Here is a 22,300-nt window from a genome sequence, read left to right as displayed (position 1 = left end):
GCCCACAACGGCTGAGCGTGCCGGTCCTAGCCAGCGGCGATCTTCTGCTCGATGTTGGCGACCATGGTGGTCCATGCCTCCTCGGGCTCAACGGTGCCCTTGATCAGTGCGAGTTCGGTGGCGCCCCAGTCAGCCCAAACTGCCTGCATTTCGGGTACCGCGGGCATCGGAACACCGTTTGCGCCGATCTCACCGAAAGCGGCAACGATTGGATCGGATGCGGCTTTCTCGAAGGATGCGGTCAGAGCCGGCGGGCGGCCTCCGACGCTGAACAGGGCGTCCTGTGCCGCTTCGGTGGTCAGGTAGTTCACAGCGAATTCGTTCGCGGCAAGCGCGTTGGAGCTCTGCGACGAGATGAAGAAGCCGTTTACGCCGATGAATGGCTGGGCTGGCTGGTCCCCGACGGTGGGAAGGGGATCAATTGCCAGGTTGATCCCGGCTTCCTGTGCTGCAGGAACGTTCCACGGGCCGGTGAGGAAGTAGGGGGATTCACCGGCGATGAACTTCTCCTTGGCGATGTCGCCGGTGATGTTCGAGTTCAGGATGCCCATGCCGCTGTCACCCCATTCGACGAGCTTCTTGGCGAACTCAACACCGTTCGGCTCGCCGAGGAGGAGCTTGGTGGGGTCGTAACTGCCGTCGTCGTTCTGGGCGAAGACTGGAACGCCCATTGAAGTCTGGAACGGGTACATGTGGTACGGATCGGCCTGCTTGGGATCGAGGCCCACCAGGAAGGGGAACTCCGCGTCGCCGGCCTCAACCACTGCCTGGCCGTTCTCGATCACCTCTGCGAAGGTGGCGGCGGGCTCGCCGACGAGATCGGTGTTGCGGAGCAGGGCGATGTTCTCGACGGCGTAGGGAACTCCGTACAGGTTTCCGTTGTAGCTCATCGCCTGGATCGCGGATTCCTGGAATTCGGCTGCCTTGTCACCGAGCTCGATGGGAGCGACGACGCCGTTTTCGATGAAGGTTCCGATCCAGTCGTGGGGGCCGACGATCAGATCGGGTCCGTTGCCGGTGGGTACCTGGGTGATGAAGTCATCGCGGACGGCTGCGAAGTCCTTCACAGCGAGATCGACCTGGATGCCCGTGTCTTCTTTGAAGGACGCGGCAATTTCCTCGAGTGCAGGGGCGCGCTCTGCGTCCACCCACATGGTGAGTGTGGTGGATCCGCCTTCGGCGAGGTCCGACGGTGCGGAGGATTCGCCGGGGGAAGCATCGTTGGATCCGCTTCCGCAGGCGGTCATTGCCATGACTGCGACGGATACCGCAGCCGTGGCGAAGGCCCGGCGGCTGGTTTTGAGCACCTTCATTGGTGAGCCTTTCTGTGGCGCCGCGCAGCACGAACTAGGCGCTTTGCTGTTGGCGCAGGGTGGATGTGAAGCCAGGTGGACAGTGCACTCACTTCGACGATGAACGACTGAAAGTGAAGCAGAACACATCGTAAGCGCTTACGGCCGGAGACCACAACCCCTGCCTTCGAAATGGTTGATCGAGCGGGAATTCCAGATGGCGAGCCGAAATTGATTACTGCAAGCGCTTCCATAAATGACGGTTCCGTGATTAGCATGTACCTCATGCCCAACGCGATGTCCGTAGCCGCCGCTGCGCCTGCAATCCTCCGTGAGCTCGCATTTGACGAGCCAGTCCACCCAACTCACCCGGATAATTCCTGGTGGCGTTCATCGGTGATCTACCAGATTTATCCGAGGTCATTCCGCGACCTGAATGGGGACGGCATGGGTGATCTTGCGGGAATCACCCACGAGCTGGAGCACCTCGCCGAGCTCAGCGTCGACGCCATCTGGTTATCGCCCTTCTACACTTCTCCCCAGCGCGACGGCGGGTACGACGTCGCCGACTACTGCGATATCGACCCCCTTTTCGGATCGCTCGATGACTTCGATGCGCTCACTGCCCGCGCTGCCGAGCTGGACATCAAGGTGATCGTGGACCTCGTGCCGAACCACTGCTCCAGCGACCACCGGCTCTTCCAGGAGGCGCTCGCTGCAGAGCCCGGCTCGCCGGAGCGTGCAATGTTTGTCTTCCGGGATGGAGCCGGGCCCAACGGCGTCAACCCGCCGAACAACTGGCAGTCCCACTTCGGTGGCTCTGCCTGGACCCGGACCCTGAATTCAGACGGCACCGCCGGCCAGTGGTACCTGCACCTGTTCGATTCTTCCCAGCCGGACTTCAACTGGGACAACCCTGCCGTGCACCTGGAGTTCGAGCGGATCCTCCGCTTCTGGCTGGACCGGAATGTGAGCGGTTTCCGGGTGGACGTTGCTCATGCCCTGGTCAAGGCCGAGGGCCTCCCGAACTGGGACGGGCGCCCGGACGGCTGCTCCACAGAGGGGTACCCCGGTTATCTTGCGCCGATGTTCGGACAGAAATCCGTCCACGACATTTACCGTCGTTGGCGTGCCATCCTCAACGAGTACGACGGCGACCGCATCCTCTGCGCGGAGGCGGTAGTTGATCCGCTGTCACGTCTGGTTGAGTGGGTGCGTCCGGATGAGATGCACCAGGCTTTCAACTTCGCCTACCTTCACCATCCGTGGGACGCGAAGGCACTTCGCAGCATCATCACGGATTCCCTGCTGGCGTTCGACAGCGTTGACGCGCCCACCACCTGGGTGCTCAGCAACCATGATGTTCCCCGTCATGCCACCCGGTTTGCCATCGAGGCCGGGCTGGGGGCGGACAACCAGGGCGTCGGACTGGACCGCGCGCGTGCAGCATCGCTGGCAATGCTCGCACTTCCGGGAGGGGTTTACCTCTATCAGGGAGAGGAGCTGGGCCTCCCCGACCACGAGCACATTCCCGACAAACTACGCCAGGATCCGGCTTTCATCCGCACCGGCGGAGAACGCGTGGGCCGCGACGGTTGCCGGGTTCCGCTTCCGTGGAGGGCAGATGAGCCACAATACGGGTTTGGAGCGGGCGACGCCGGATGGTTGCCTCAGCCCGAGGGTTGGGGTGGACTCTCGCGGGATGTTCAGCAGGCCGATCCTGACTCCACCCTGAACCTCTACCGACGTGCCCTGGGTTTGCGGAAAGAGCTCGGTCTCGGAGCGGGTTCGCTGTCCTGGGCTACCGACTCTGAGGACACTGACACCGTGGTATTCCTTAACGGGGACATCATGGTGCTCATGAACATGGGAGAATGCGAATCGTACTTACCGTCGGGCACGGTTATCGCCGCTAGTCACCCAGGAACAGGAGCCGATGGCATGTTGGCTCCGGATCGATGCGTGTGGTTGAGACCCAGCTGAGAGGACTGCGCCCGTCCTTTGCTCTGAAGGAGGGCGCAGTGGTTGGCATCAAGGACGTGGCGGCGCTCGCCGGCGTCTCAACCGCAACCGTGTCGCGTGCCCTCAACGGGAACGGACAGGTTTCTGAGCGCGCTCGTCTGAAGGTTCTTGAGGCAGCAAAGCATCTCGACTTCGTGCCGTCCTTTTCGGCTTCTTCGCTGGCCTCGGGCAGGAATCGGAATGTCGGCGTCGTCGTGCCTTCGGTCAACCGGTGGTACTTCTCGCAGATTGTGGATAGTGTGGCGGCTTCCCTGCTGGACGCCGGCTATGACCTGACGCTGTACAACCTTAGCGAAGGTGCCGAGCACAGGGATCGCGTACTGTCGGAATTTCTGTTGCGGCAGCGCTGTGACGGCGTGATTTCGGTGTCCCTGCAGCTCAGCAAGACCGAACTGGGGCAGCTCTTGGCGGTCGGCAAGCCCATTGTCGGAATCGGCGGCCCGCTTCCCGGTGCCGACACCATCAGTGTCAACGAATTCTCCATTGCGCAGCTCGCTACGGAGCACCTCGTTGGTCTCGGACACCGGCGCATTGCCTACATTGGCGGTCCGGAGGATGCGGCGAAGGACTTCAACATTTCCGAGGGACGCCGCCGTGGATATGAGGTGGCGATGGAGCAGGCCGGGATCAAGATCGTTCCGTCGTGGCTCGCGTACGCCCCCTTCACGATCGCCGGTGGTTATGCCAGCGCCAAGCAGATGTTGGGTTATCCCCGGAACAGGCCAACGGCGGTGTTCTGTGCCTCCGACGAAATGGCGATCGGCACCATTGTCGCTGCACGGGAACTGGGCCTGCGGGTTCCGGACGCACTGTCGGTGATCGGTATCGACGGGCACGACCTCGGCGAAGTCTTCGGGCTGACCACCATTGCCCAGTTTCCGGAACTCCAGGGCGCTCACGCGGTGGAACGGATGCTCGAACTGCTGGTCGACGACGACGACGCGGACGCCCGAACGAATCACACCGCACACACGGAGATGATCATTCGTTCGAGCACGTCCGCGCCGACGGATCAGCTTCACGGCTGATCCGCTGCGCTGACCCGTTACTCGCTGCGCTTCCGCACGATGTAGGTTCCGCCCGCTGCCGCCAGGAGAACGAAGCCGCCACCGAGGGCGAGGAATCCAAGGTTGCCGCCTTCCTCCGGTTCGGCAGCGGTATCTGCACCGCCTATCGGCATCTCACCCATTTGGCCGGGATTCATGTTGCCGTCCTGAGGTGCGCCGTCGTCGTCGTTGTCGTCAGTCGACGGAGGCAGGGCGGACGCTTCCTGAACCACGAGCGTTCCGCTCATATTGCCGTGGAAGATGCAGACGAAGTTGTACTCGCCCGGGGTGTTCGGTGCGGTGAACGTTCCCGTTGCTCCGCCTGCCACGGCGCCGGTGTCAAAGCTCTGACCGGAGCCGCGGCCGGTCACCGTGTGTGCCTCGTTGTCGTTGTTGATGACGGTGACGGTTGCGCCGGGCGTCACCACGCCGGAAATCGTGTAGGCGAAGCCGCTGATCGTGATTGTTGCTTCTGCGGACTGGGTCATCGTCGGCAGAGACGGGGCGCTCGCGGCGGAGGATGCGCCGGCTGTGCCGAGGACGGCAGCACCGGCGAGCATGGCGGAGAGAGTGAGGACTGCGGCTTTGTGGCTGGTGCTGTTCATGGTGGTGCCTTCCCGGAATCAGGGGGCCCACTCTTTGTTTGGTGACGGCGTTCGAATGGGCACAGGCCCGCCGCTGAACGGTATTCGTTGCACGGCGGCTCCGGGATGGCCTGGCGGTGCTACGGACCAGTAGTTCCAGCGACTGCGGGTTCCGGTTCACGCAATGGCTCGGTAGTGGGTGTTGCCGCAGCGGCAGGCTGCTCGAGCGGTGCGCATTGGTTGGTGGCCGTTCCGTCAGCCAGGACCGTCGTGACAATCGTGGAGATCGGTACGACGACCACGTCAGGATCCTGCGCGGCAGGCTCACCGATGACCTCATCGCTGGTGCCGAAGATACGGTCAGCTCCCGGAGCGCAATAGTTTGTACCTTCCGGCGGCACGGGCGTTGAAGGCGGCGGCGTCGACGGGCTCGGGTCGGGTGTCGGATCCGGGGTCGGCGTAGGTGTTGGGTCCGGCGTGGGTGTCGGATCCGGGGTAGGTATCGGCGTTGGGTCCGGCGTCGGCGTTGGGCTCGGGTCAGGCGTGGGGTCCGGGGTCGGCGTGGGTGTTGGGTCAGGCGCCGGGGTTGGCGACGGGTCTGGCGTAGGCGTAGGCGAAGGATCCGGCGTCGGTGTTGGAGTCGGGTCGGTCGTCGGCGGCTTTGTCGGCTCCGACGTCTTGGGCGGGTCCGCCGGCTCACTCGTAGCCGGCGGCTTAGTTGTGGGCTCGTGATCAGGCGACGGCTTAGGCGATGGCTTCGGCTTCTCGCTGGCGCTCGGCTTGTCCGACGGCTTGGTTTCCGCAGGCTTGTCATCCTTCGGTTCCGCCGTGGCGGCATCAACCCGGCCAGGCGAAGGGAATGCTGCCATCGGCTTGAGCTCACCGCCGGAGGCGAGGTAGGCACGCCAGGCTGTTTCGCCACCGGAATCGCCTCCGGGACCGAAGTTCTCCAGGGTCGGCATGTCAATGGGCCCGCTACCGTCCAGCGGAATCAGCTGCCATCCGGACGGATCAGTGTGCTCACCATTCAGGATTGTCTCGAAATGCAGATGGCAACCGGTGGACATGCCTGAGGTTCCGACAGTCGCAATGACTTGTCCCGCGCCAACGTTGTCGCCCTCCTCAACTGCAATTCCTTCGAGGTGGTTGTAGGTGGTGACCAGGCCGTTCCCGTGGTCCAATTCCACCCGGTTGCCACCACCCCATGGGTGCCAACCAACTGCACGCACCACACCGGCGTCGGCCGAGAAAACCCGCGTACCGCAGGGAGCAGCCCAATCGTGCCCGATATGGAACTCGCCGCTCTCGCCCGTAATGGGGCTGGTCCGGTGACCGAACACGGAACTGGTGCTAAGGAACTGAAGCGGTGCGATAAGCATGCCCTTGCCGGGCCGCTCCATGGTGCCCTGCGCTGCTGGAGAGCTGGCGTCTGACTTGTCGCGACCGAGGATGTCATCCGCTGACCACGGCTTATCCGGAATCTTTTGTCCGGGCTTCAGCGAGTCAGTTTGGCCGAACGGTGATTCGATGAAAGGCAGTTCCAATACCTGCTCGCCGACAATGCCAGTGGGCGGCTGGTCTGTGTCGGAAACACTTTCGGCGCCCCGCGCGAGGATGGAGCCATTGGCCTCAAGGCTGGGAGTGCTGCTACCTGAATAACTGGTCGAATAGATGACAGCCAACGCCAAACACGCGCTCAGGCCGGATCGTACCGCTCTGCGGCGGCGGACCCCTCGCAATTCCGGGCCGGATGTTGGCCTTACTTCAGTCACAGGTGGCTCCCCATGTGTTTCCCCGTCGGAGACTGCAAGCGACGGAAATCCACATAAATCCGCGCTTTTAGCCTCATCTGGCTGCCCCGCGAAGGGCCTTGATGGTGCAGATGCTGGCCTTCAGCCTACTGGCCGAATTGTTATGTAGATAGAGTGCGTGTTCTCTCCTGTGAAAACCTTGAGGAAACTCACAGGTTAGATCTTTCTGATCAGAAACGAATCAGAAGGAGCATAAAAAAGCAAGAACTACTTCGGTGCAATTACCTGCCATGCGTCACAAACAACATCCCAACGCCGGTCGGTGAACGGCCCCCACAGTTCACCGTCATTGCTGACCCTGAAACCGTTGCCGTCAATCGCGGTGACTTCAACCGTCTGTCCACGCCCGATCCGGACATCGCTTCGCCGGGCGTGGTCGCCGTCCTTGAGTCCCAACGCGTACCCCACGCGGGCGGCAGGTCCAACCGATTCCCAAAGAACGACGTCGACAAAGCCGTCGTGTGGGTTCGCTGCGGGAATGAGCCTCGCACCGCCGCCAACGGTGCCGCCGAGTCCCAGCGCGGCCATCAGCAGCGGCCGCGATCCGTCGTGAAGGAGTTCCCCGTCTACACGCACACTGAGATTCCAGCCCGGTGAGCTGACGCCTGCAGCCACAGCTCCCAGGGGATAACCCAGCTTGCCGGCCTTGAATCTGGACAGCTTCTTCTTTGCCTCAGCTCCCTTGGCGGCCGCATCAGCCCCAATGCCGACGTGCACAGCATTGACCGCGACGCGATCCTCGCTCAGCAGCAGCTCCATGGTCCGTGCCCGGCCGGACAGCACGCATTCGGCCGCCTTCAGCGCATCCAGCGGTATGTCCAGCGACCGCGCTAGATCATTGCCGGTTCCGACCGGGATGATGCCGATCGGCCCCACAGCGGCAAGTGATCCTTTTTGTTGGAGGCACTGCACCGCGGCGTGGATGGAACCGTCGCCGCCCAGAAGCACGAGGCGCCGGCCATCGAGGCCATTCAGTGCCGAATCGAGTTCGTCAAGGTCGGCTGTGCGGGCCAGCTCAAAGGAAGACCCATGCCGTCCCGCAGCCGAGGCAAGAAAGGAGGCAACGGCGTCGACACTGCGCCGATATGCCGTTCCAGCGGACGAATTTACGACCGCCAACATGTCCTGACTATGCACTGAGGACTCTCGCCTGCCGGAGGGATTGGGACAACTGGCAAGACAATAGTACGCCCGCCGCTACCTAAGCGATCAGCGCGGTCCGGCCGCCGGTAGCGCGGAGCAGCTCCTCTGGCGCAAGCTCTATCTCCATGCCCCTGCGTCCACCCGAAACGAGGATTGCGTCGAACCGCAGGGCAGACTCATCCAGCACCAGCGGGCTCCGCTGCTTCTGCCCGAGCGGCGAGATTCCGCCCAACACGTACCCGGTCCGTCGCTGCGCAACAGCGGGATCCGCCATCGCAGCCCGCTTCTGGCCGCAGGCAGCTGCCATTGCCTTCAGGTCCAGCGTGGGGTTTACAGGTACGACGGCGACAGCCGTCTTACCGCCCAGATCCACAATGAGCGTTTTGAAGACCCGCGCAGGTTCAGCGCCCAGTTTCTCGGCCGCTTCCGTGCCGTAGTGCTCGGCGGATGGGTCGTGACTGTAGCTCAGTACGTTGTAGGGGACGCCGAGCTTGGTGAGCAACGCCGTCGCCGGTGTTCCGCCAGCCATCTCAGACCTTCCGGGCGGACAAACCCTGCACCGCCCTGTTGCGGCCCAGGGATTTCGCCTCGTACAGGGCGGCGTCGGCGCTGGCGATGATTGCGCTCAGGTCCGCGCCGTCGTCGTCAATCGGCGCAATCCCGTAGCTGACGGTCGGGGCCGTCAGGCCCTCCGGTAACGACGTCGCGGCAAGGCGCCTGCTCATCTGCGCCACAATCGCTTCGGCCCGGTGGGCGTCCGCACCGGACAGAAGGACGATGAATTCCTCGCCGCCATGCCGTCCCACGAGGTCAGTCGATCGGACGGTTCCCTCGCACGCAGCAGCGAAGGCCTGGAGCACAACGTCGCCGGCAGCGTGGCCGTAAGTATCGTTCACGGACTTGAAATGGTCCAGGTCCGCAAGTACCAGCGCTCCAGGCATCTGTGTGTCCCGCATCCGTTTCAGCTCGTTGACGGCGAGGTCGTGGAACCCGGACCGGTTCAACAGCCCGGTCAGGGCGTCACGCGTTGCGCGCAGATGCAGGTCATGCGTCACCTGCTCGTTGCTGAGGGCGGCCATGCTGAAGGACACCACCACCAGCAGCACCAGGGTGATGAGCGTTGTGATGCTGGAGTCGAAGTAAGCGGTGAACGTCGGACCGTCAGGCCCCTCAGCGAGGAAGGTGAGCCACCGGCCCAGATAATAGACCGCCAACAGTCCGGACGCTATGGCAAGGGGCTGCCGGATTTTGCTGTAGTACCGCTTGAGGACAAACAGTTCCCAGGACGCCATCCCGATGAAGAGCGTCATCATCCCGAGGAACACCCCGCCGCCGGACCAGTCATTGATCGAAGGATTGTCGAACGCCGAGACCAGGATGGTGACCGCCGGCCCGGCAAGGATCTGCCACGTTGGCGGGCCTGCCGTACGCAGCGTCCGCGCACCCGCCCACACGCTGACCGCACCGAGTACCAGCAGCGCATTGCCCAGCGGGTTGGCCCAAACCTGGTGGACTGACCCGTCAAGCAGGTACGCGGCAGACCCGACCAGGAACAGCGCGAGTGCCCCGCACCACCAGGCGCTGTAAACCGAACGGGTGCGCCTGAAGGTAACGAAATAGAAGAGAAACAGCAGCGTGAGGGCAACAACGCCGAAGGCAACGCGAAGGGTGGCTGTGTCCAGTTCTTCCACCGAAGCCCCCATCGTGTCGAGATCCTGATCAGTATCCCATTCGGTGCCGGAACCCGCTACGGATGGGGCCCAACAACGAGTATCTTTAGGCGGTACCGATTGGTGATGAAGGGACCTTCGCAATGCTGAAACTGTTCGAGGGTCCGAGCATCATCTACACGATCCTGGGCATTGTTGTCTTTGCCGCCGCACTGCTTCCCCGGCTGCTGCGCCGGGCACCGATTTCCATGCCCATGGTCTTCCTCGGCGGCGGGGTGCTGGCCTTCGCGCTGATTGACTACCTGCCCACCCCGGATCCGGTGAAGTACGAGGTTGTCACCACTCACCTCACGGAAGTGTGCGTGATCATCTCCCTGATGGGCGCGGGGCTTGCGCTTGACCGTCCGCTGGGCTGGCGGGGCTGGTCCACGACGTGGCGCCTGCTTGCCATCGTCATGCCGGTCTGCATCCTGGTGCTCGCCTGGATGGGGTACGTTTTTCTGGGCCTCGGGCTGGCGAGCGCGCTCCTCGTGGCTGCCGCACTGGCACCGACGGACCCGGTGCTGGCCTCCGAGGTGCAGGTCGGCGAACCAGCCGACGGCGAGGAAGGGTTTGACCGCGAGGATGAAGTTCGGTTCGGCCTCACCTCCGAAGCCGGGCTCAACGACGGGCTCGCCTTCCCGTTCGTGTACCTGGCCATCAGCATCAGCCTGGTCGGTGTGGCCCCAAGCGAGTGGTTCCCACAGTGGTTCCTCATCGACGTGCTGTGGCGCATCGGGTTCGGTGTCCTGCTGGGGTACGGCACGGGCAAGCTCCTCGGCCGCCTCTTCTTCTCCGCACGCTCACGGTCCTTTCGCCTCTCCAACCACTCGGAAGGATTTGTGGCCCTCGCCGCGACGTTCCTCGCCTACGGGGTGACCGAGACGTTCGAGGGTTACGGCTTCGTGGCCGTGTTCGTGTGCGCGATCACCATCCGGGCGGCTGAACGCGACCATGGGTACCACCGTGTGCTGCACAGCTACGTCGAGCAGCTTGAGCGGCTGCTGTCCGTCGTCATCCTTGTCTTGCTCGGCGGGGCGATCGCCAGGGGGCTGCTCGAGACGATCGGGTGGACCGACGTCGTCCTCGCCCTGGTTTTCCTGCTGCTGGTCCGCCCGCTTGCCGGCTACCTCGGGCTGTTGGGTGGGCACACCGGGACGCGGGACAAGGTGGCGCTCGCGTTCTTCGGCGTGCGCGGGATCGGGTCGCTGTACTACATCGGCTATGGGCTCAGTAACGGCGAATTCACGGCCGAAGCCAACGAAGTATGGGCCTTCGTGGGGCTGGTGGTAGCGCTCTCGGTAGTGCTTCATGGGGTCAGCGCCACTCCCGTGATGCGTGCCCTCGACCGCGTACGACGGCGGGAAGCGGCCCGGCACGGAGACGAACGGGAGGCGCCGCACACCGCGGTATAGACCGGTTCAAGCGCGAAGCAGCCACGCGGATACTGAGCCCGCTCAGTTCCGGAGGATGTCTTCGCGTGCCTTCCGGTACTCCTCATCCGTGATGACGCGGCGCTGGCGCAGATCCTCCAGCTCAGCCAGGCGCGTCTCCTTGGACGCAGGGCGCTCCTGCGAGTGCGGTGCGCTGGAACCGACAGCCAACCCGCTTCGGCGCCTATGCCCGGCGGCAACCGCCAGCGCAATGACGATCGGCACCACCACGACGGTCAACAACGCCAGGATGATGACGATGTGCCAACCTTGAATCTGCATTTCGCTCCCCCTAAGAATCGGTCCCAGCACCCTAGCAGCCCGGGCCTCCGGCTCCCTTGGTGAGGGCGCTCTAGCGATTTGCGGGCGCCCAATTCTCGCTGCGCTCGGCCCGCGACCCAAGCCCGCTAGTCTGTGTCGAAGCCGCTGAGGTGGCTGGCGCCGTCGTCGTGCATGGTGGCATCCACATGCTCGACCCTGCCGGGTGTGCCGCCCGAATTCAGCCACCTCAACAGCTGTTCCACCGACGACGGCGGCCCGGCTGCCACCACGAGGACCGAACCGTCGGGGCGGTTGGTGGCCGAGCCGACCAGGCCCAACTGCTCGGCCTGCTGCCGGGTCCGGTAGCGGAAGCCGACACCCTGAACCTCGCCCGTCACGGTTGCAACCAGGCGGACGGTGTTGCTCATGCCATCCCAGACGGCCGGATGTTCAGCGACTCGATCGTGGAGTCCCGTGACGCGTCCACGGCGAGCCGGACCGCCTTGGCTACCTGGGCCGGCTGGATCCAGGCTTCGGGGGAGTAGTCCTTGCCCTCGAACTCGTGAAGTTCCTGCTGCATGTCAGTGGCAACCCTGCCCGGATGGATGGAACTGACCCGCACGCCGTTGGCCCGTTCCTCCTCACGCAGCGCATCCGTGAGCGCCCGCAGAGCGAACTTGGTACCGCTGTAGACGGAGGACCCTGCGCCGGAGTTGTAACCGGACCCGGAGTTGATCGCGATGACCTGGCCCCCGGCTGCACGCAAGGCGGGCAGCAGCAAGCGGGTCAACCTGGCCACCGCGAAGACGTTGATTTCGAAGCTGTCCCGCCAGGCATCGTCATCGAGTTCTGCCACCGTGCCCATCCGCAGGACGCCGGCAGAGTGGACCAGGACGTCGAGGTGGTCGATGCCCGTGACATCGGCCTCCGTCACCGCGCGGACGTCAAGCGCGAAAGGCTCCGCCGAGGGGTACTGCGACGACGCCGCCTCCAGCGCCGCGCGGTCCCGCCCGCCGAGGAGCAAGTGGTGCGTGGGGGCGAGCTCGTCCGCGATGGCACGGCCGATGCCGCGGGACGCTCCGGTGATCAGTGCAATGGGCAGGGAAGTCATGGGCAAAATCCTACGGGTCCACTCCGACATGTTGCTGCAGGAAACATTTCCCCCTAGCGCCGGCGGCCCGGACTTGGCAGGATGGAAAACGATTCAAGTCCCCGAGCGATAGGAACACCCCATGGAGTACACGCATCTCGGCCGCTCCGGCCTGTCCGTATCCCGTCTCTGCCTCGGCACCATGAACTTTGGGCCGAAGACCGAAGAGGGCGACGCCCACTCGATCATGGACTCCGCCCACGCCTCCGGCATCAACTTCTTCGACACCGCGAATGTTTACGGCTGGGGTGAGAGCAAGGGGTGGACGGAAGAGATTGTGGGCCGCTGGTTCGCCAAGGGCGGCGGCCGTCGCGAGAAGACCGTGATCGCCACCAAGCTGTACGGCGACATGAACGAATGGCCGAACAACGGCAAGCTCTCCGCGCTGAACATCCGGCGGGCGCTCGATGCCAGCCTGAAGCGGCTGCAGACCGACTACATCGACCTCTACCAGTTCCACCACGTTGACCGGAACACACCGTGGGACGAGATCTGGCAGGCCATCGACGTGGCCGTTCAACAGGGGAAGATCCTGTACTCGGGCAGCAGCAACTTCGCCGGCTGGCACATCGCCCAGGCACAGGCCGCCGCGGCCCGCCGCAACTACACCGGCCTGGTGAGCGAGCAGTCCATCTACAACCTGCTGACCCGCACAGTTGAGCTCGAGGTGATTCCGGCAGCCCAGGAATACGGTCTCGGACTCATCCCGTGGTCGCCGCTTCACGGCGGTCTGCTGGGCGGGGTTCTGAAGAAGGAGAACGAGGGCGTCCGCCGCGTCGAGGGCAGGGCCGCCGACACCCTCGAGAAGCACCGCGACCAGATCCAGCGCTACGAGGACTTCGCCGATTCACTGGGCCACAATCCGGGTGACCTGGGCCTCGCATGGCTGCTCGCACAGCCCGCCGTCACCGCGCCAATCATCGGGCCGCGCACACAAGAACAACTCGACGGCGGCCTTCGCGCCCTGGAGATAAAGCTCGACGACAGCGCCCTCGCCACCCTCGACGAAATCTTCCCCGGCCACAAGACCGCCCCGGAAGACTACGCCTGGTAGGAAAACGCGAACGACGGCGGGTGCCCCCCGAGGTGGGCGCCCGCCGTCGTCGTTCGCGTTAGAAACTGCCCGGAGGGCCAGGGACGCCGGTTCGAACCGGCAGGGCACCAACCACACTTCAGCGCCTGATCGACGCGTACGAGGACATCCTGATCAACGACGGCGAACGCAGCGCCACCCTCGACGCCATCGCTGTGCGCGCCGGCGTCTCCAAGGGAGGGCTGACCTACCACTTCAAGTCGAAGGATGAGCTCGCTCAGGCGCTTTTCACCAGGCTGCGCGAACTGGTGGATGCCGATCTCGCCGTCATGCGCTCAGAACCCCAACGCGCGGCCACGTATTACATCAAGAGTTCACTTGAGATTGCGAGCCCTCTGGAACGCTGCAACATGGCGGTCACCCGGTTGGCGCAGGGCTCCTACCCGGAAGCCAATGAACTGCTCGCCGAGTGCCGCAACCAGTGGTTTACGGTCCTCATGGACGCGGTCGGGAACGAAGACATGGTGCACCTGGTGATGCTGCTCGGTGACGGCATCTACTTCAACGCCTCCCTCACCGGTACGGGCGCCATGCCCGAGGAAACGGATCCCCGTACGATCGACAGGATCATCAAGCTGATTGACACCATTCGGTACTGACCCGTCTTGCGGCTGTACTGGCCAGCAAACTACGGTGAACACAAAGCCTACTTATCAGGAGTCGTTCGCATGGAAGTACCCACCATTGTCTGGATCCTGACAATTGCAGGAATCGTGGGGCTGCTACTCTTCGACTTCTTCTTCCACGTCCGCAAAGCGCACACGCCGTCCCTGAAGGAAGCCAGCGTCTGGTCCGCAATTTACGTGGGCATCGCGCTGCTGTTCGGCGTCGGGGTCCTGGTTTTCTCAGGCCCCACGTATGGCCAGGAATACTTCGCCGGGTACATCACGGAGAAGGCGCTCTCGGTGGATAACCTGTTTGTCTTCCTCATCATCATGACCACGTTCAAGGTGCCCCGCGCGGACCAGCAGAAGGTGCTCCTGTTCGGCATCGTCTTCTCTCTGATCGCGCGGACGGGGTTCATTCTCCTCGGCGCCGCGCTCATCAACTCCTTCGCGTGGGTCTTCTACATCTTCGGGCTGATCCTGCTCCTCACCGCGGGTAACATCCTGAAGCCCAAGCGCGTGGAAGAGGAAGAAAGCTTCATCATCCGGATGGCACGGAAGTTCCTTCCGGCCACAGAACATTACGACGGCGACAAGCTCTTCACGGTCGAGAACGGCAAGAAGGTCCTCACCCCGATGCTCCTGGTCATGGTGGCAATCGGCGGAACGGACATCCTGTTTGCGCTGGACTCCATTCCCGCGATCTTCGGGTTGACCCAGGAAGTGTTCATCGTGTTCACAGCCACGGCGTTCTCCCTGATGGGCCTGCGGCAGCTCTACTTCCTGATTGACGGCCTTCTGGACCGGCTGATCTACCTCTCCTACGGCCTCGCGGCGATCTTGGGCTTCATCGGCGTGAAACTGATCCTGCACGCACTGCATGAGAACAACGTGCCGTTCATCAACGACGGTGAGCCGGTTCCCGTCGTCGAAATCACCACAGGCCTTTCCCTCGCTGTGATCTGCGGTGTCCTGGTCATCACCGTTCTTGCTTCGTTGCTGAGCCCCAAGGGCAAGGCAAAGAACCTGGTTTCCGGCGCCCGCCGCCACGCCAACGAGTACCTCGACCTCAACTACGAAACCGACATCAACGAGCGCGAGAAGATCTACAACAAGCTGCGCCGCGAAGAGGAAATGCTCAGGAAGCAGCCGGAGAAATACAAGCGGCTCATCCGGAATGAGGACGAGTTCATGGCCCTCATCAAGCGGGCACACGAGGAACATGAGGCTGCGCTGGATCGCGAGCCCAGCCGCTGACCTGAGGTTCGGCGGTGGGGGGAGATTATTACCTCCGGTTTCCCGTGCACCCTGCCTATCCCGGCGATAGTTGCCTAAGCTACCAAGATGACGGAACCGACTGTGCCGGACCCGGCCTTCCTCACGTCCATCGCCAACGAGACCCGGCGGAAGATGGCAACTGCAACAACCGAGGAGTCACGGTTCGAGGGCGCTCCACCGGAACTGGCCGCCGAGGTGGAACAGCGGATCGAAGCGCTGAAGGAAGACCTCGCGCACATTGTGCACACCCTTCACGCCAACCCTGAGACCGCGTACCGGGAGCACAACAGTGCCAAGGTCCTGGCCGAAGTCCTGGCCAGGCATGGCATCGATGCCACCGCCGGCGTCCACGGTGTCGAAACGGCACTGCGCGCTGAAATCAACGGCGCGGAACCCGGCCCCACCATCGCGGTACTGAGTGAGTATGACGCCCTTCCCGGCATCGGCCACGCCTGCGGCCATAACGTCATCGCGGCCACGGGGGTCGGCGCCTTCCTGGCCCTCGCAGCGGTCAAGAACCGGTTGAAGGGAAAGGTGGTCTTCCTCGGCACACCCGCGGAGGAAGGGTATTCCGGCAAGGAGGTGATGGCTCGGAATGGGGCGTTCGACGGCGTGGACGCCGCGATCATGGTCCATCCCTATGGTTATGATCTCGCCGACCAGGCCTGGCTCGGCCGCCGCCTGCTCACCATGACGTTCACCGGCGTTGCCGCGCACGCCTCAGCCCAGCCCTTCATGGGACGCAACGCGCTCGACGCCGCGAGCCTCGCCTACCAGGGGATCGGCCTGCTGCGGCAGCAGTTGCCGCCGTCGGACCGGGTGCACGCCAACGTCGTCGAGGGCGGGCAGAGCCCGAACATCATTCCCGACCGCGCGGTCCTGAAGCTCTACGCTCGCTCCCGCCTTCCGGAGACGCTGAAGGACCTCAGTGCCCGGCTCGGGGACGTTGCCCGCGGCGCTGCCCTGATGACCGGCACCGCCGTCGAACTGTTGTGGGACGAGCACCCGCCGTCGCTGCCCATCAGGACCAATACCGCCCTGACCGGCCGCTGGGTCAAGGCGCAGCAGGGGAGGGGGCGCAGTCCGCTTCCGGCCGGCGTCGTCTCAGATACCCTCGCCGCCTCCACGGACTTCGGCAATGTCAGCTACCGCATTCCCGGTATCCACCCGTTGATCAGCATCGCGGACTCCGGTACGGCCCTGCACACCCGCGAGTTCGCGGCCGCAGCGAACACCGAAGCAGCGGAACGCGGAGCGTACGACGGCGCCGCCGGGCTGGCGCTCACCGCTCTGGACTACCTGTGCGATCCGGCCCTGCAGCAGGCTGTCCGCGACGAGTTCGAATTCCAGGGCGGGGCGATTGACGTCCCCGCCTACTTCGACTGAACCATCCTTAGGAGCACCCGTGACATCCTCAGCCGTCTCCCGGCGCAGCTTCACCGACCGCTTCCTCAATGGCGTTGAACGCGTCGGCAACAAACTGCCCGAACCGTTCATGCTCTTCCTCATCCTTTTCGGGATCACCGCAGTTGTCTCCACCGCGATGGCCTGGGGCAACGTCACGGTTCAGGTTCCAGGCAGCGACGAGATCACGCGGATCCGCGGCCTCTTCACCGCCGAGGGGCTCACCTGGCTCACCCAGAACCTGGGCCCGAACTACCTCGGCTTCCCGCCGCTCGTGACGGTGCTGCCGATCCTCCTCGCGGTCGGTGTCGCGGAGAAGTCGGGGCTTCTCGCGGCGATGATCCGGAAAGCCTTCGGCTCGGCGCCGCGCTGGGCGCTGCCGTACGCCGTCGGTGTCGTCGGCGTACTGGGCTCGATCATGTCCGATGCTGCATTCGTGGTTATCCCGCCCCTTGCCGCGCTGGTGTTCAAGGCGGCCGGCAGGCATCCCGTCGCCGGTCTGCTCGGAGGCTTCGCGGCGGCCGGCGCCGGCTACTCGACCAACCTCCTGGTCACCAGCCTCGACGCCCTGTTCGCCGGGATTACGACGGCGGTCACCGAGACTCTGCCCAACGCCGGCTCGCCCGTCACGCCCGTTTCGAACTACTTCTTCAACGTGGTCTCGTCACTGGTTCTCATGGTCATCTCCGGCTTCATCATCGATAAGGTGCTGGAACCGCGGCTGAACCGCCAGGGCATCTCTCGGGACGAGGTAGCCAACGACGACGACGCCCCCGCCACCGCGGCGGCCGACCTCAAGGCCGAACTCGACCCGCGCGAAACCAAAGCCCTGCGCTGGGCGATGATCACCGGCGTCGTACTGGCGGCGGCCATTGCTGTGTCGGTGACCATTCCGGGTTCCCCGTGGCGCAACGAAGAGGGTGCGTTCCTGCCCGATTCGCCGCTGCTGGGCTCGATCGTGTTCATTGTCTTCACCATGTTCGTGGTGCCGGGACTCGTGTACGGGAAGCTCGTGGGCACCATAGCGAGTGGCAAGGACGTGCCGCGCGTGATGGGCCAGGCGATCCGCGACATGGCCGGGTTCCTTGTGCTGGCGTTCATCCTGGGGCAGTTCATCGCGTTGTTCAACTGGTCCGGAATCGGGCAGTGGATTGCGGTGGCCGGTGCAGGCGGGCTCGAAGCGATTGGCCTCACGGGCTACCCGGCCATCCTCGGGTTTATCCTGTTGGCGTCACTGTTGAACCTGTTCATCATCTCGGGTTCGGCGATGTGGACGTTGATGGCGGCGGTCTTTGTTCCGTTGTTCGTGTTGCTCGGGTATGAGCCGGCGTTCATCCAGGGCGCATTCCGCGTTGGTGACTCCGCGACACAGGTGATCACGCCGCTCAACCCGTACATGATCGTGCTTCTCGCCATGCTCCGGAAGTACGAACCGGCTGCTGGATTGGGAACGCTGATTGCCCGCATGCTGCCGTTCGTGGTTCCGTTCTGGCTGGCCTGGGTTGCGATCCTCAGCGTGTTCTTCTTCTTCGAGATTCCCATGGGGCCAGGCAACGGGATTTACCTCCCGGCATCGGAATAGGTTGCCTGAGAGCACCGTTGCATCGGATATGACTGCGCAAAAGATCTATGCCCTGCACGAGAACCCCGAGTGGTTTCCGCCGTTCGCGCGGGCCTTCGAGCAGGAAGGCCTCGAGTTCGAGGAATGGCTGCTGACGGACGGGGTGCTTGACCTCGACTCGACGCCGCCGGAGGGCATCTTCTGGTCGCGGATCAGTGCCTCCGCCCATACGCGGGACCACGGATTGTCCAAGGACTACACCCGGGCAGTGCTCTCCTGGCTGGAAGCGCACAGACGGCGCACCATCAACGGACGGCGCATCCTCGAACTTGAGATGAGCAAGATCGACCAGCTCACTGCGCTGAAGGCGGCCGGCATCGACACCCCGCGCACTGTGGCTGCGATTGGCCGGGATCGGATCCTCGAGGCGGCGAAGGACTTCCCGACGCCGTTCATCACAAAGCACAACCAGGGCGGCAAAGGCCTCGGTGTCCGGAAGTTCGAGAGTCATGACGATCTCGCGGAGTACGTAGCTTCGGACGAGTTCGAGGAACCGCAGGACGGCATCACGCTGGTTCAGGAGTACATCCAGGCAGCGGAGCCGGTGATCACCCGGGTGGAGATTGTAGGCGGCGAGTTCATCTACGCGATCCAGGCGGACACGGCACGCGGCGGCTTCCAGCTCTGCCCGGCGGACGCCTGCGCCATTGATCCGACCACGGGTAAGCCGATTATGCCTCCAGGAGCCACCATCGAACCCGAGGCGGACCAGCAGCTGTTCAGTCTCCGCCGGGATTTCGACCACCCGATCATTGAGAAGTACGTCGAGTTTGCCCGCCGGAACAACATCGAGGTCTGCGGTATCGAGTTCATGGAGACCGCTGACGGACGCATCCTCACCTACGACGTGAACACGAATACCAACTACAACGCGGCCGTCGAAGCCGAAGCGCCGAGGTCCGCACCCGGCGCCCTGGCGAAGTACCTGGCGGGAGCCGCCGCGCAGGTTTAGAGACGGACAGGGCCTTGCGGGTTACTAAGTGCACTTATAGTGTCGGGAAGACCAGGCGAACCTCGAACGAACGGAGCTGACGCAATGCCGAAAGTGACGAAGAAGGGGAAGGTCAAGACCGACGAACTGCCGAGCACCCTGCAGCGGTCGGACAAAAAGGCGCAGGAAACCTACGCGAAGACGCTGGATTCCGCCGAGGACCAGTACGGCGACGGCGAACGCGCGCACCGCACGGCGTACAGCGCGCTCAAGCACACGCATGAGAAGGTCGGCGACCACTGGGAGGAAAAGGATCACAAGGGTCCGTCCGACGAACAGGCCAAGGGCGGCCGGTCCACGAACAAGAAGACGGCGGGCGGCGTGGATGAAAGTGCCACCAAGGAACACCTGTACGACGTCGCCAAGAAGCTCGACATTCCTAAGCGATCGTCGATGAGCAAGAAGGAACTCGTCGACGCCATCCAGAAAGCGAATAACAAGGAGACCCGCAAGGCCCGGGACTGAGAGTATTACGCAACATAAACATTTCGTAATAGCATCGAGGATAGGTTAGCCTTACTTTCGTACACGACGGTCCGTCCGACTCGTCCACTCCCCGTCACGAAAGTCAGGAGCCCTCATGGCCCCCACACGCCTGCGCGGTCTGATAGCCGCAGCAGCCATCACCGTTCTGTCCCTCTCCGCATGCTCTACGGGCCCCGCTGGCGGTGGCACCGAAGCGGCTGGCAATAATGAAGCCGGCTCCGCGGATGCCTTCCCGGTCACCATCGAGCATGTTTACGGTGAGACTGTCATTGAGGAGAAGCCCGAGCGGGTCGCGACGGTTTCCTGGGTCAATGCCGATGTGAGCCTGGCTCTGGGCGTGGTACCGGTGGGTATGCCGCTTGACGAGTATGGGCAGAACGAGAACGGTTCCACGCCGTGGAAGGACGCCAAGCTCGAAGAACTCGGAGCGCCCATCGGTTCCGAGAACGCTCCGGTTCAGTATTCCGAACTCGATGGCATCGCGTTCGATGAGATCGCCGCGACCAATCCTGACGTTATCCTCGCTGTCTACTCGGGCATCACCGAGGAGGACTATCAGACCCTCAGTGAGATCGCCCCGGTTATCGCTTACCCGGAGATGCCGTTTGGTACGGCTTGGCAGGATTCCACCCGCATCATCGGGGAAGCCCTCGGATTGTCCGAGAAGGCTGAGGAAGTTGTCACGGAGACCGAAACCGCCATCGAGGAAGCCTCCGCGGAGTACCCGGCGTTTGAAGGCAAGACGTTCATCTGGGGCAACCTGGCACCGCAGGGTCCTGAGCCCATCGGCATTTACGCTTCGGGGGACAACCGTCCTCGCTTCCTTACCCAGCTCGGCATGGTTGAGGCCGATGTCGTAACCGAGAACCTCGACGCCGCCGGAGGCTCGTTCTACTTCCCCTGGGCGGCCGAACGCGCCAACGAACTCGAGTCCGACATTTTCGTTACCTCAGTAGACAGCGAGGAGGTGGCCACGGCCATCGCCGAGGATCCGCTGCTGAGCCAGATCCCCGCCGTCGAGAACGGCACGCTTGTCGCGGACACGAACCCCACCCGCACCCTCTCGCTGTCCGCCGCGAACCCGATCAGCCTCATCTGGGCGCTGGATGAGTGGCTGCCGATGCTCAACGAGGCAGCCGAAGCCGCCGAGCAGTAAAGGTACGACGACGACGACGGCGGCACCGCCGCGCGAAGGGCGCTCCACTTTCTGTGGGGCGCCTTTTGCATTCTTTCAAAGGTGCGACTGGGTGTCTTCACCGAAAGTGCCTGCGTTGCACTCATCGCAGTCAATGCCTGCGAAGTGCGCTCTGGCTGCGAACTGCAGAATGCCTGCGAAGTGCACTCTGCAGGCAATTTTCAGCGAGGGATATAGCCTCTCACACGCCCATCGCGGACCCACGATGATTCGCCTGATCTCAACCACGCGAACTCCCGGGCGTTGCCTTCGGTGCTCCACTAAGCTGGGATGGTAAGCGTACTTGTTATCGAGCAGTGGAGGGCATGATGGAGCAGCTGGAACTCGAACAACTACAGGCAGCGACGGCGTGGGATGTGGACGGTGAGAAGCTGGGAAACGTCTCCCAGGTTCATCTCGACGGCGTCTCCGGTGAACCAGCCTGGGTGACCGTGGGCTTGGGATTGCTGAACTCGCGCGAGAACTTTGTACCGCTGGCCGGTTCCAGGCTCGATGGTGACAGCCTGTTCGTGGCAGTGACCAAGGACGTGATCAAGGGTTCGCCGGACTTTTCCTCCGAGGAAGGTCTGACTCCTGAAGACGAAGACTTGCTGAGGACCTACTACAACCTGTAGCGCCCGCCCCGGCGCATGGCCAAAGCTAGCCCGAAAGCAGCCCCACGACAAGCCGGTCGACGCCGAAACGGAAGGCGGCGGCGTCGTCGTCGGGGGTGTTCTCCGGGAGCAAGCCCGCCTGTGCCAGTTCGGCGTGCGTTTGTTCTTCGGCGACCGCGCCCAGAATGTAATGGACCAGCGCCCGCGCCGCCCAGCGTGCCTGCCTGTCATCCAGGCTGCCAAATAGCGATTCCAGGCTCGGCAGCAACAGGTTGGGGCTCAGTGCCTGGGCGAGTGAGACGACATCGGCCGCGCCACGCACGGCCAGAAGGGCGGCCCGAATCTCCTCAGCCGCCTGCCGGATTGAGTCCTTCTCAATCCCGCTGCTGCGAAATGCGACCGGTTCCAGGATGCGTTCGGCAACCACGGTGAGGAGATCCTGCTTGTTTTTCACGTGCCAGTACAGTGCGCCGGGTTGGACATCGAGTTCCCTCGCCAGCCGGCGCATGGACAAATCCGCGAAACCGTAGCTGTTGAGCACTTTCAGTGCGGCGTCGATGATCTGCTCGCGGGACAGGGCCAT

22 protein-coding genes are annotated in these 22,300 nt (G+C 63.5%); 12 read left to right on the top strand and 10 right to left on the bottom strand.

All coding sequences use genetic code 11. The features are described from left to right. Positions 1-26 precede the first annotated feature (26 nt). Positions 27-1,313, bottom strand: coding sequence for a sugar ABC transporter substrate-binding protein (locus BJ994_RS13415; protein WP_167994829.1), 1,287 nt, complete (start codon positions 1,311-1,313; stop codon positions 27-29). A gap of 276 nt (positions 1,314-1,589) precedes the next feature. Here BJ994_RS13415 and BJ994_RS13410 point away from each other — a divergent pair, with 276 nt between their 5' ends. After that, positions 1,590-3,275, top strand: coding sequence for a glycoside hydrolase family 13 protein (locus BJ994_RS13410; RefSeq protein WP_209068249.1), 1,686 nt, complete (start codon positions 1,590-1,592; stop codon positions 3,273-3,275). A 38-nt stretch (positions 3,276-3,313) separates the two neighbouring features. Further along, positions 3,314-4,342 carry a substrate-binding domain-containing protein gene (locus BJ994_RS13405; protein ID WP_167994825.1) on the top strand — a complete coding sequence of 343 codons (1,029 nt, stop codon included), beginning with the start codon at positions 3,314-3,316 and terminating at the stop codon, positions 4,340-4,342. Between the two features lie 17 nt (positions 4,343-4,359). On the opposite strand, the gene BJ994_RS18005 is transcribed toward BJ994_RS13405, so the two are convergent. From BJ994_RS18005 to BJ994_RS13375, 5 genes are all read right to left on the bottom strand, one after another. After that, a complete protein-coding gene (locus BJ994_RS18005; RefSeq protein ID WP_209066850.1) occupies positions 4,360-4,965 on the bottom strand; it encodes a cupredoxin domain-containing protein in 606 nt (201 codons plus the stop codon). Positions 4,966-5,084: 119 nt separating this feature from the next. Further along, the gene (locus tag BJ994_RS18000; protein ID WP_245192296.1) at positions 5,085-6,626 is read right to left on the bottom strand and encodes a M23 family metallopeptidase; all 1,542 of its coding nucleotides are present in this window, start codon (positions 6,624-6,626) and stop codon (positions 5,085-5,087) included. 336 nt (positions 6,627-6,962) lie between these two features. Beyond that, positions 6,963-7,877, bottom strand: a complete 915-nt coding sequence (locus BJ994_RS13385) for a diacylglycerol/lipid kinase family protein (protein ID WP_167994823.1) — start codon at positions 7,875-7,877, stop codon at positions 6,963-6,965. 79 nt (positions 7,878-7,956) lie between these two features. Beyond that, positions 7,957-8,427, bottom strand: coding sequence for a Cys-tRNA(Pro) deacylase (gene ybaK / locus BJ994_RS13380; protein WP_167994821.1), 471 nt, complete (start codon positions 8,425-8,427; stop codon positions 7,957-7,959). A 1-nt stretch (position 8,428) separates the two neighbouring features. Beyond that, a complete protein-coding gene (locus BJ994_RS13375) occupies positions 8,429-9,601 on the bottom strand; it encodes a GGDEF domain-containing protein (protein ID WP_167994819.1) in 1,173 nt (390 codons plus the stop codon). Positions 9,602-9,720: 119 nt separating this feature from the next. Between BJ994_RS13375 and BJ994_RS13370 the strand changes: the two genes are divergently transcribed. Further along, positions 9,721-11,022, top strand: a complete 1,302-nt coding sequence (locus BJ994_RS13370) for a cation:proton antiporter (RefSeq protein WP_167996023.1) — start codon at positions 9,721-9,723, stop codon at positions 11,020-11,022. 42 nt (positions 11,023-11,064) lie between these two features. On the opposite strand, the gene BJ994_RS13365 is transcribed toward BJ994_RS13370, so the two are convergent. From BJ994_RS13365 to BJ994_RS13355, 3 genes are all read right to left on the bottom strand, one after another. Further along, positions 11,065-11,322, bottom strand: coding sequence for an SHOCT domain-containing protein (locus BJ994_RS13365; RefSeq protein ID WP_167994817.1), 258 nt, complete (start codon positions 11,320-11,322; stop codon positions 11,065-11,067). Positions 11,323-11,447: 125 nt separating this feature from the next. Continuing rightward, positions 11,448-11,729: an acylphosphatase gene (locus BJ994_RS13360; RefSeq protein WP_167994815.1), complete on the bottom strand. Its 282-nt coding sequence runs from the start codon at positions 11,727-11,729 to the stop codon at positions 11,448-11,450. Further along, positions 11,726-12,412, bottom strand: a complete 687-nt coding sequence (locus tag BJ994_RS13355) for an SDR family oxidoreductase (RefSeq protein ID WP_167994813.1) — start codon at positions 12,410-12,412, stop codon at positions 11,726-11,728. The genes BJ994_RS13360 and BJ994_RS13355 overlap by 4 nt, the downstream gene beginning before the upstream one ends. A gap of 121 nt (positions 12,413-12,533) precedes the next feature. On the opposite strand from BJ994_RS13355, the gene BJ994_RS13350 reads away from it, so the two are divergent. From BJ994_RS13350 to BJ994_RS13310, 9 genes are all read left to right on the top strand, one after another. Continuing rightward, the gene (locus tag BJ994_RS13350) at positions 12,534-13,505 is read left to right on the top strand and encodes an aldo/keto reductase (protein WP_167994811.1); all 972 of its coding nucleotides are present in this window, start codon (positions 12,534-12,536) and stop codon (positions 13,503-13,505) included. Positions 13,506-13,570: 65 nt separating this feature from the next. Beyond that, positions 13,571-14,143: a TetR/AcrR family transcriptional regulator gene (locus BJ994_RS13345; RefSeq protein WP_342450450.1), complete on the top strand. Its 573-nt coding sequence runs from the start codon at positions 13,571-13,573 to the stop codon at positions 14,141-14,143. A gap of 69 nt (positions 14,144-14,212) precedes the next feature. Next, a complete protein-coding gene (locus tag BJ994_RS13340; protein ID WP_167994807.1) occupies positions 14,213-15,406 on the top strand; it encodes a TerC family protein in 1,194 nt (397 codons plus the stop codon). An 87-nt stretch (positions 15,407-15,493) separates the two neighbouring features. Continuing rightward, positions 15,494-16,813 carry a M20 family metallopeptidase gene (locus tag BJ994_RS13335; RefSeq protein ID WP_167994805.1) on the top strand — a complete coding sequence of 440 codons (1,320 nt, stop codon included), beginning with the start codon at positions 15,494-15,496 and terminating at the stop codon, positions 16,811-16,813. Positions 16,814-16,832: 19 nt separating this feature from the next. Then, positions 16,833-18,413 carry an AbgT family transporter gene (locus BJ994_RS13330; RefSeq protein ID WP_167994803.1) on the top strand — a complete coding sequence of 527 codons (1,581 nt, stop codon included), beginning with the start codon at positions 16,833-16,835 and terminating at the stop codon, positions 18,411-18,413. Positions 18,414-18,441: 28 nt separating this feature from the next. Further along, on the top strand, positions 18,442-19,404 hold the full coding sequence (locus BJ994_RS13325) for an ATP-grasp domain-containing protein (RefSeq protein WP_167994801.1): 963 nt from the start codon (positions 18,442-18,444) through the stop codon (positions 19,402-19,404). A gap of 84 nt (positions 19,405-19,488) precedes the next feature. Continuing rightward, positions 19,489-19,908, top strand: a complete 420-nt coding sequence (locus BJ994_RS13320; protein WP_167994799.1) for a ChaB family protein — start codon at positions 19,489-19,491, stop codon at positions 19,906-19,908. 115 nt (positions 19,909-20,023) lie between these two features. Then, on the top strand, positions 20,024-21,085 hold the full coding sequence (locus tag BJ994_RS13315) for an iron-siderophore ABC transporter substrate-binding protein (protein ID WP_167994797.1): 1,062 nt from the start codon (positions 20,024-20,026) through the stop codon (positions 21,083-21,085). A 344-nt stretch (positions 21,086-21,429) separates the two neighbouring features. Next, positions 21,430-21,738, top strand: coding sequence for a PRC-barrel domain-containing protein (locus BJ994_RS13310; RefSeq protein ID WP_245192295.1), 309 nt, complete (start codon positions 21,430-21,432; stop codon positions 21,736-21,738). Between the two features lie 25 nt (positions 21,739-21,763). Here the strand turns inward: BJ994_RS13310 and BJ994_RS13305 are convergent, their stop codons facing one another. After that, positions 21,764-22,300, bottom strand: coding sequence for a TetR family transcriptional regulator (locus BJ994_RS13305; RefSeq protein ID WP_167994795.1), 537 nt, complete (start codon positions 22,298-22,300; stop codon positions 21,764-21,766).

The sequence above is a fragment of the Arthrobacter pigmenti genome, assembly GCF_011927905.1.
Lineage (GTDB): Bacteria > Actinomycetota > Actinomycetes > Actinomycetales > Micrococcaceae > Arthrobacter_D > Arthrobacter_D pigmenti.
This window is presented reverse-complemented; position numbering and strand designations above follow the sequence as displayed.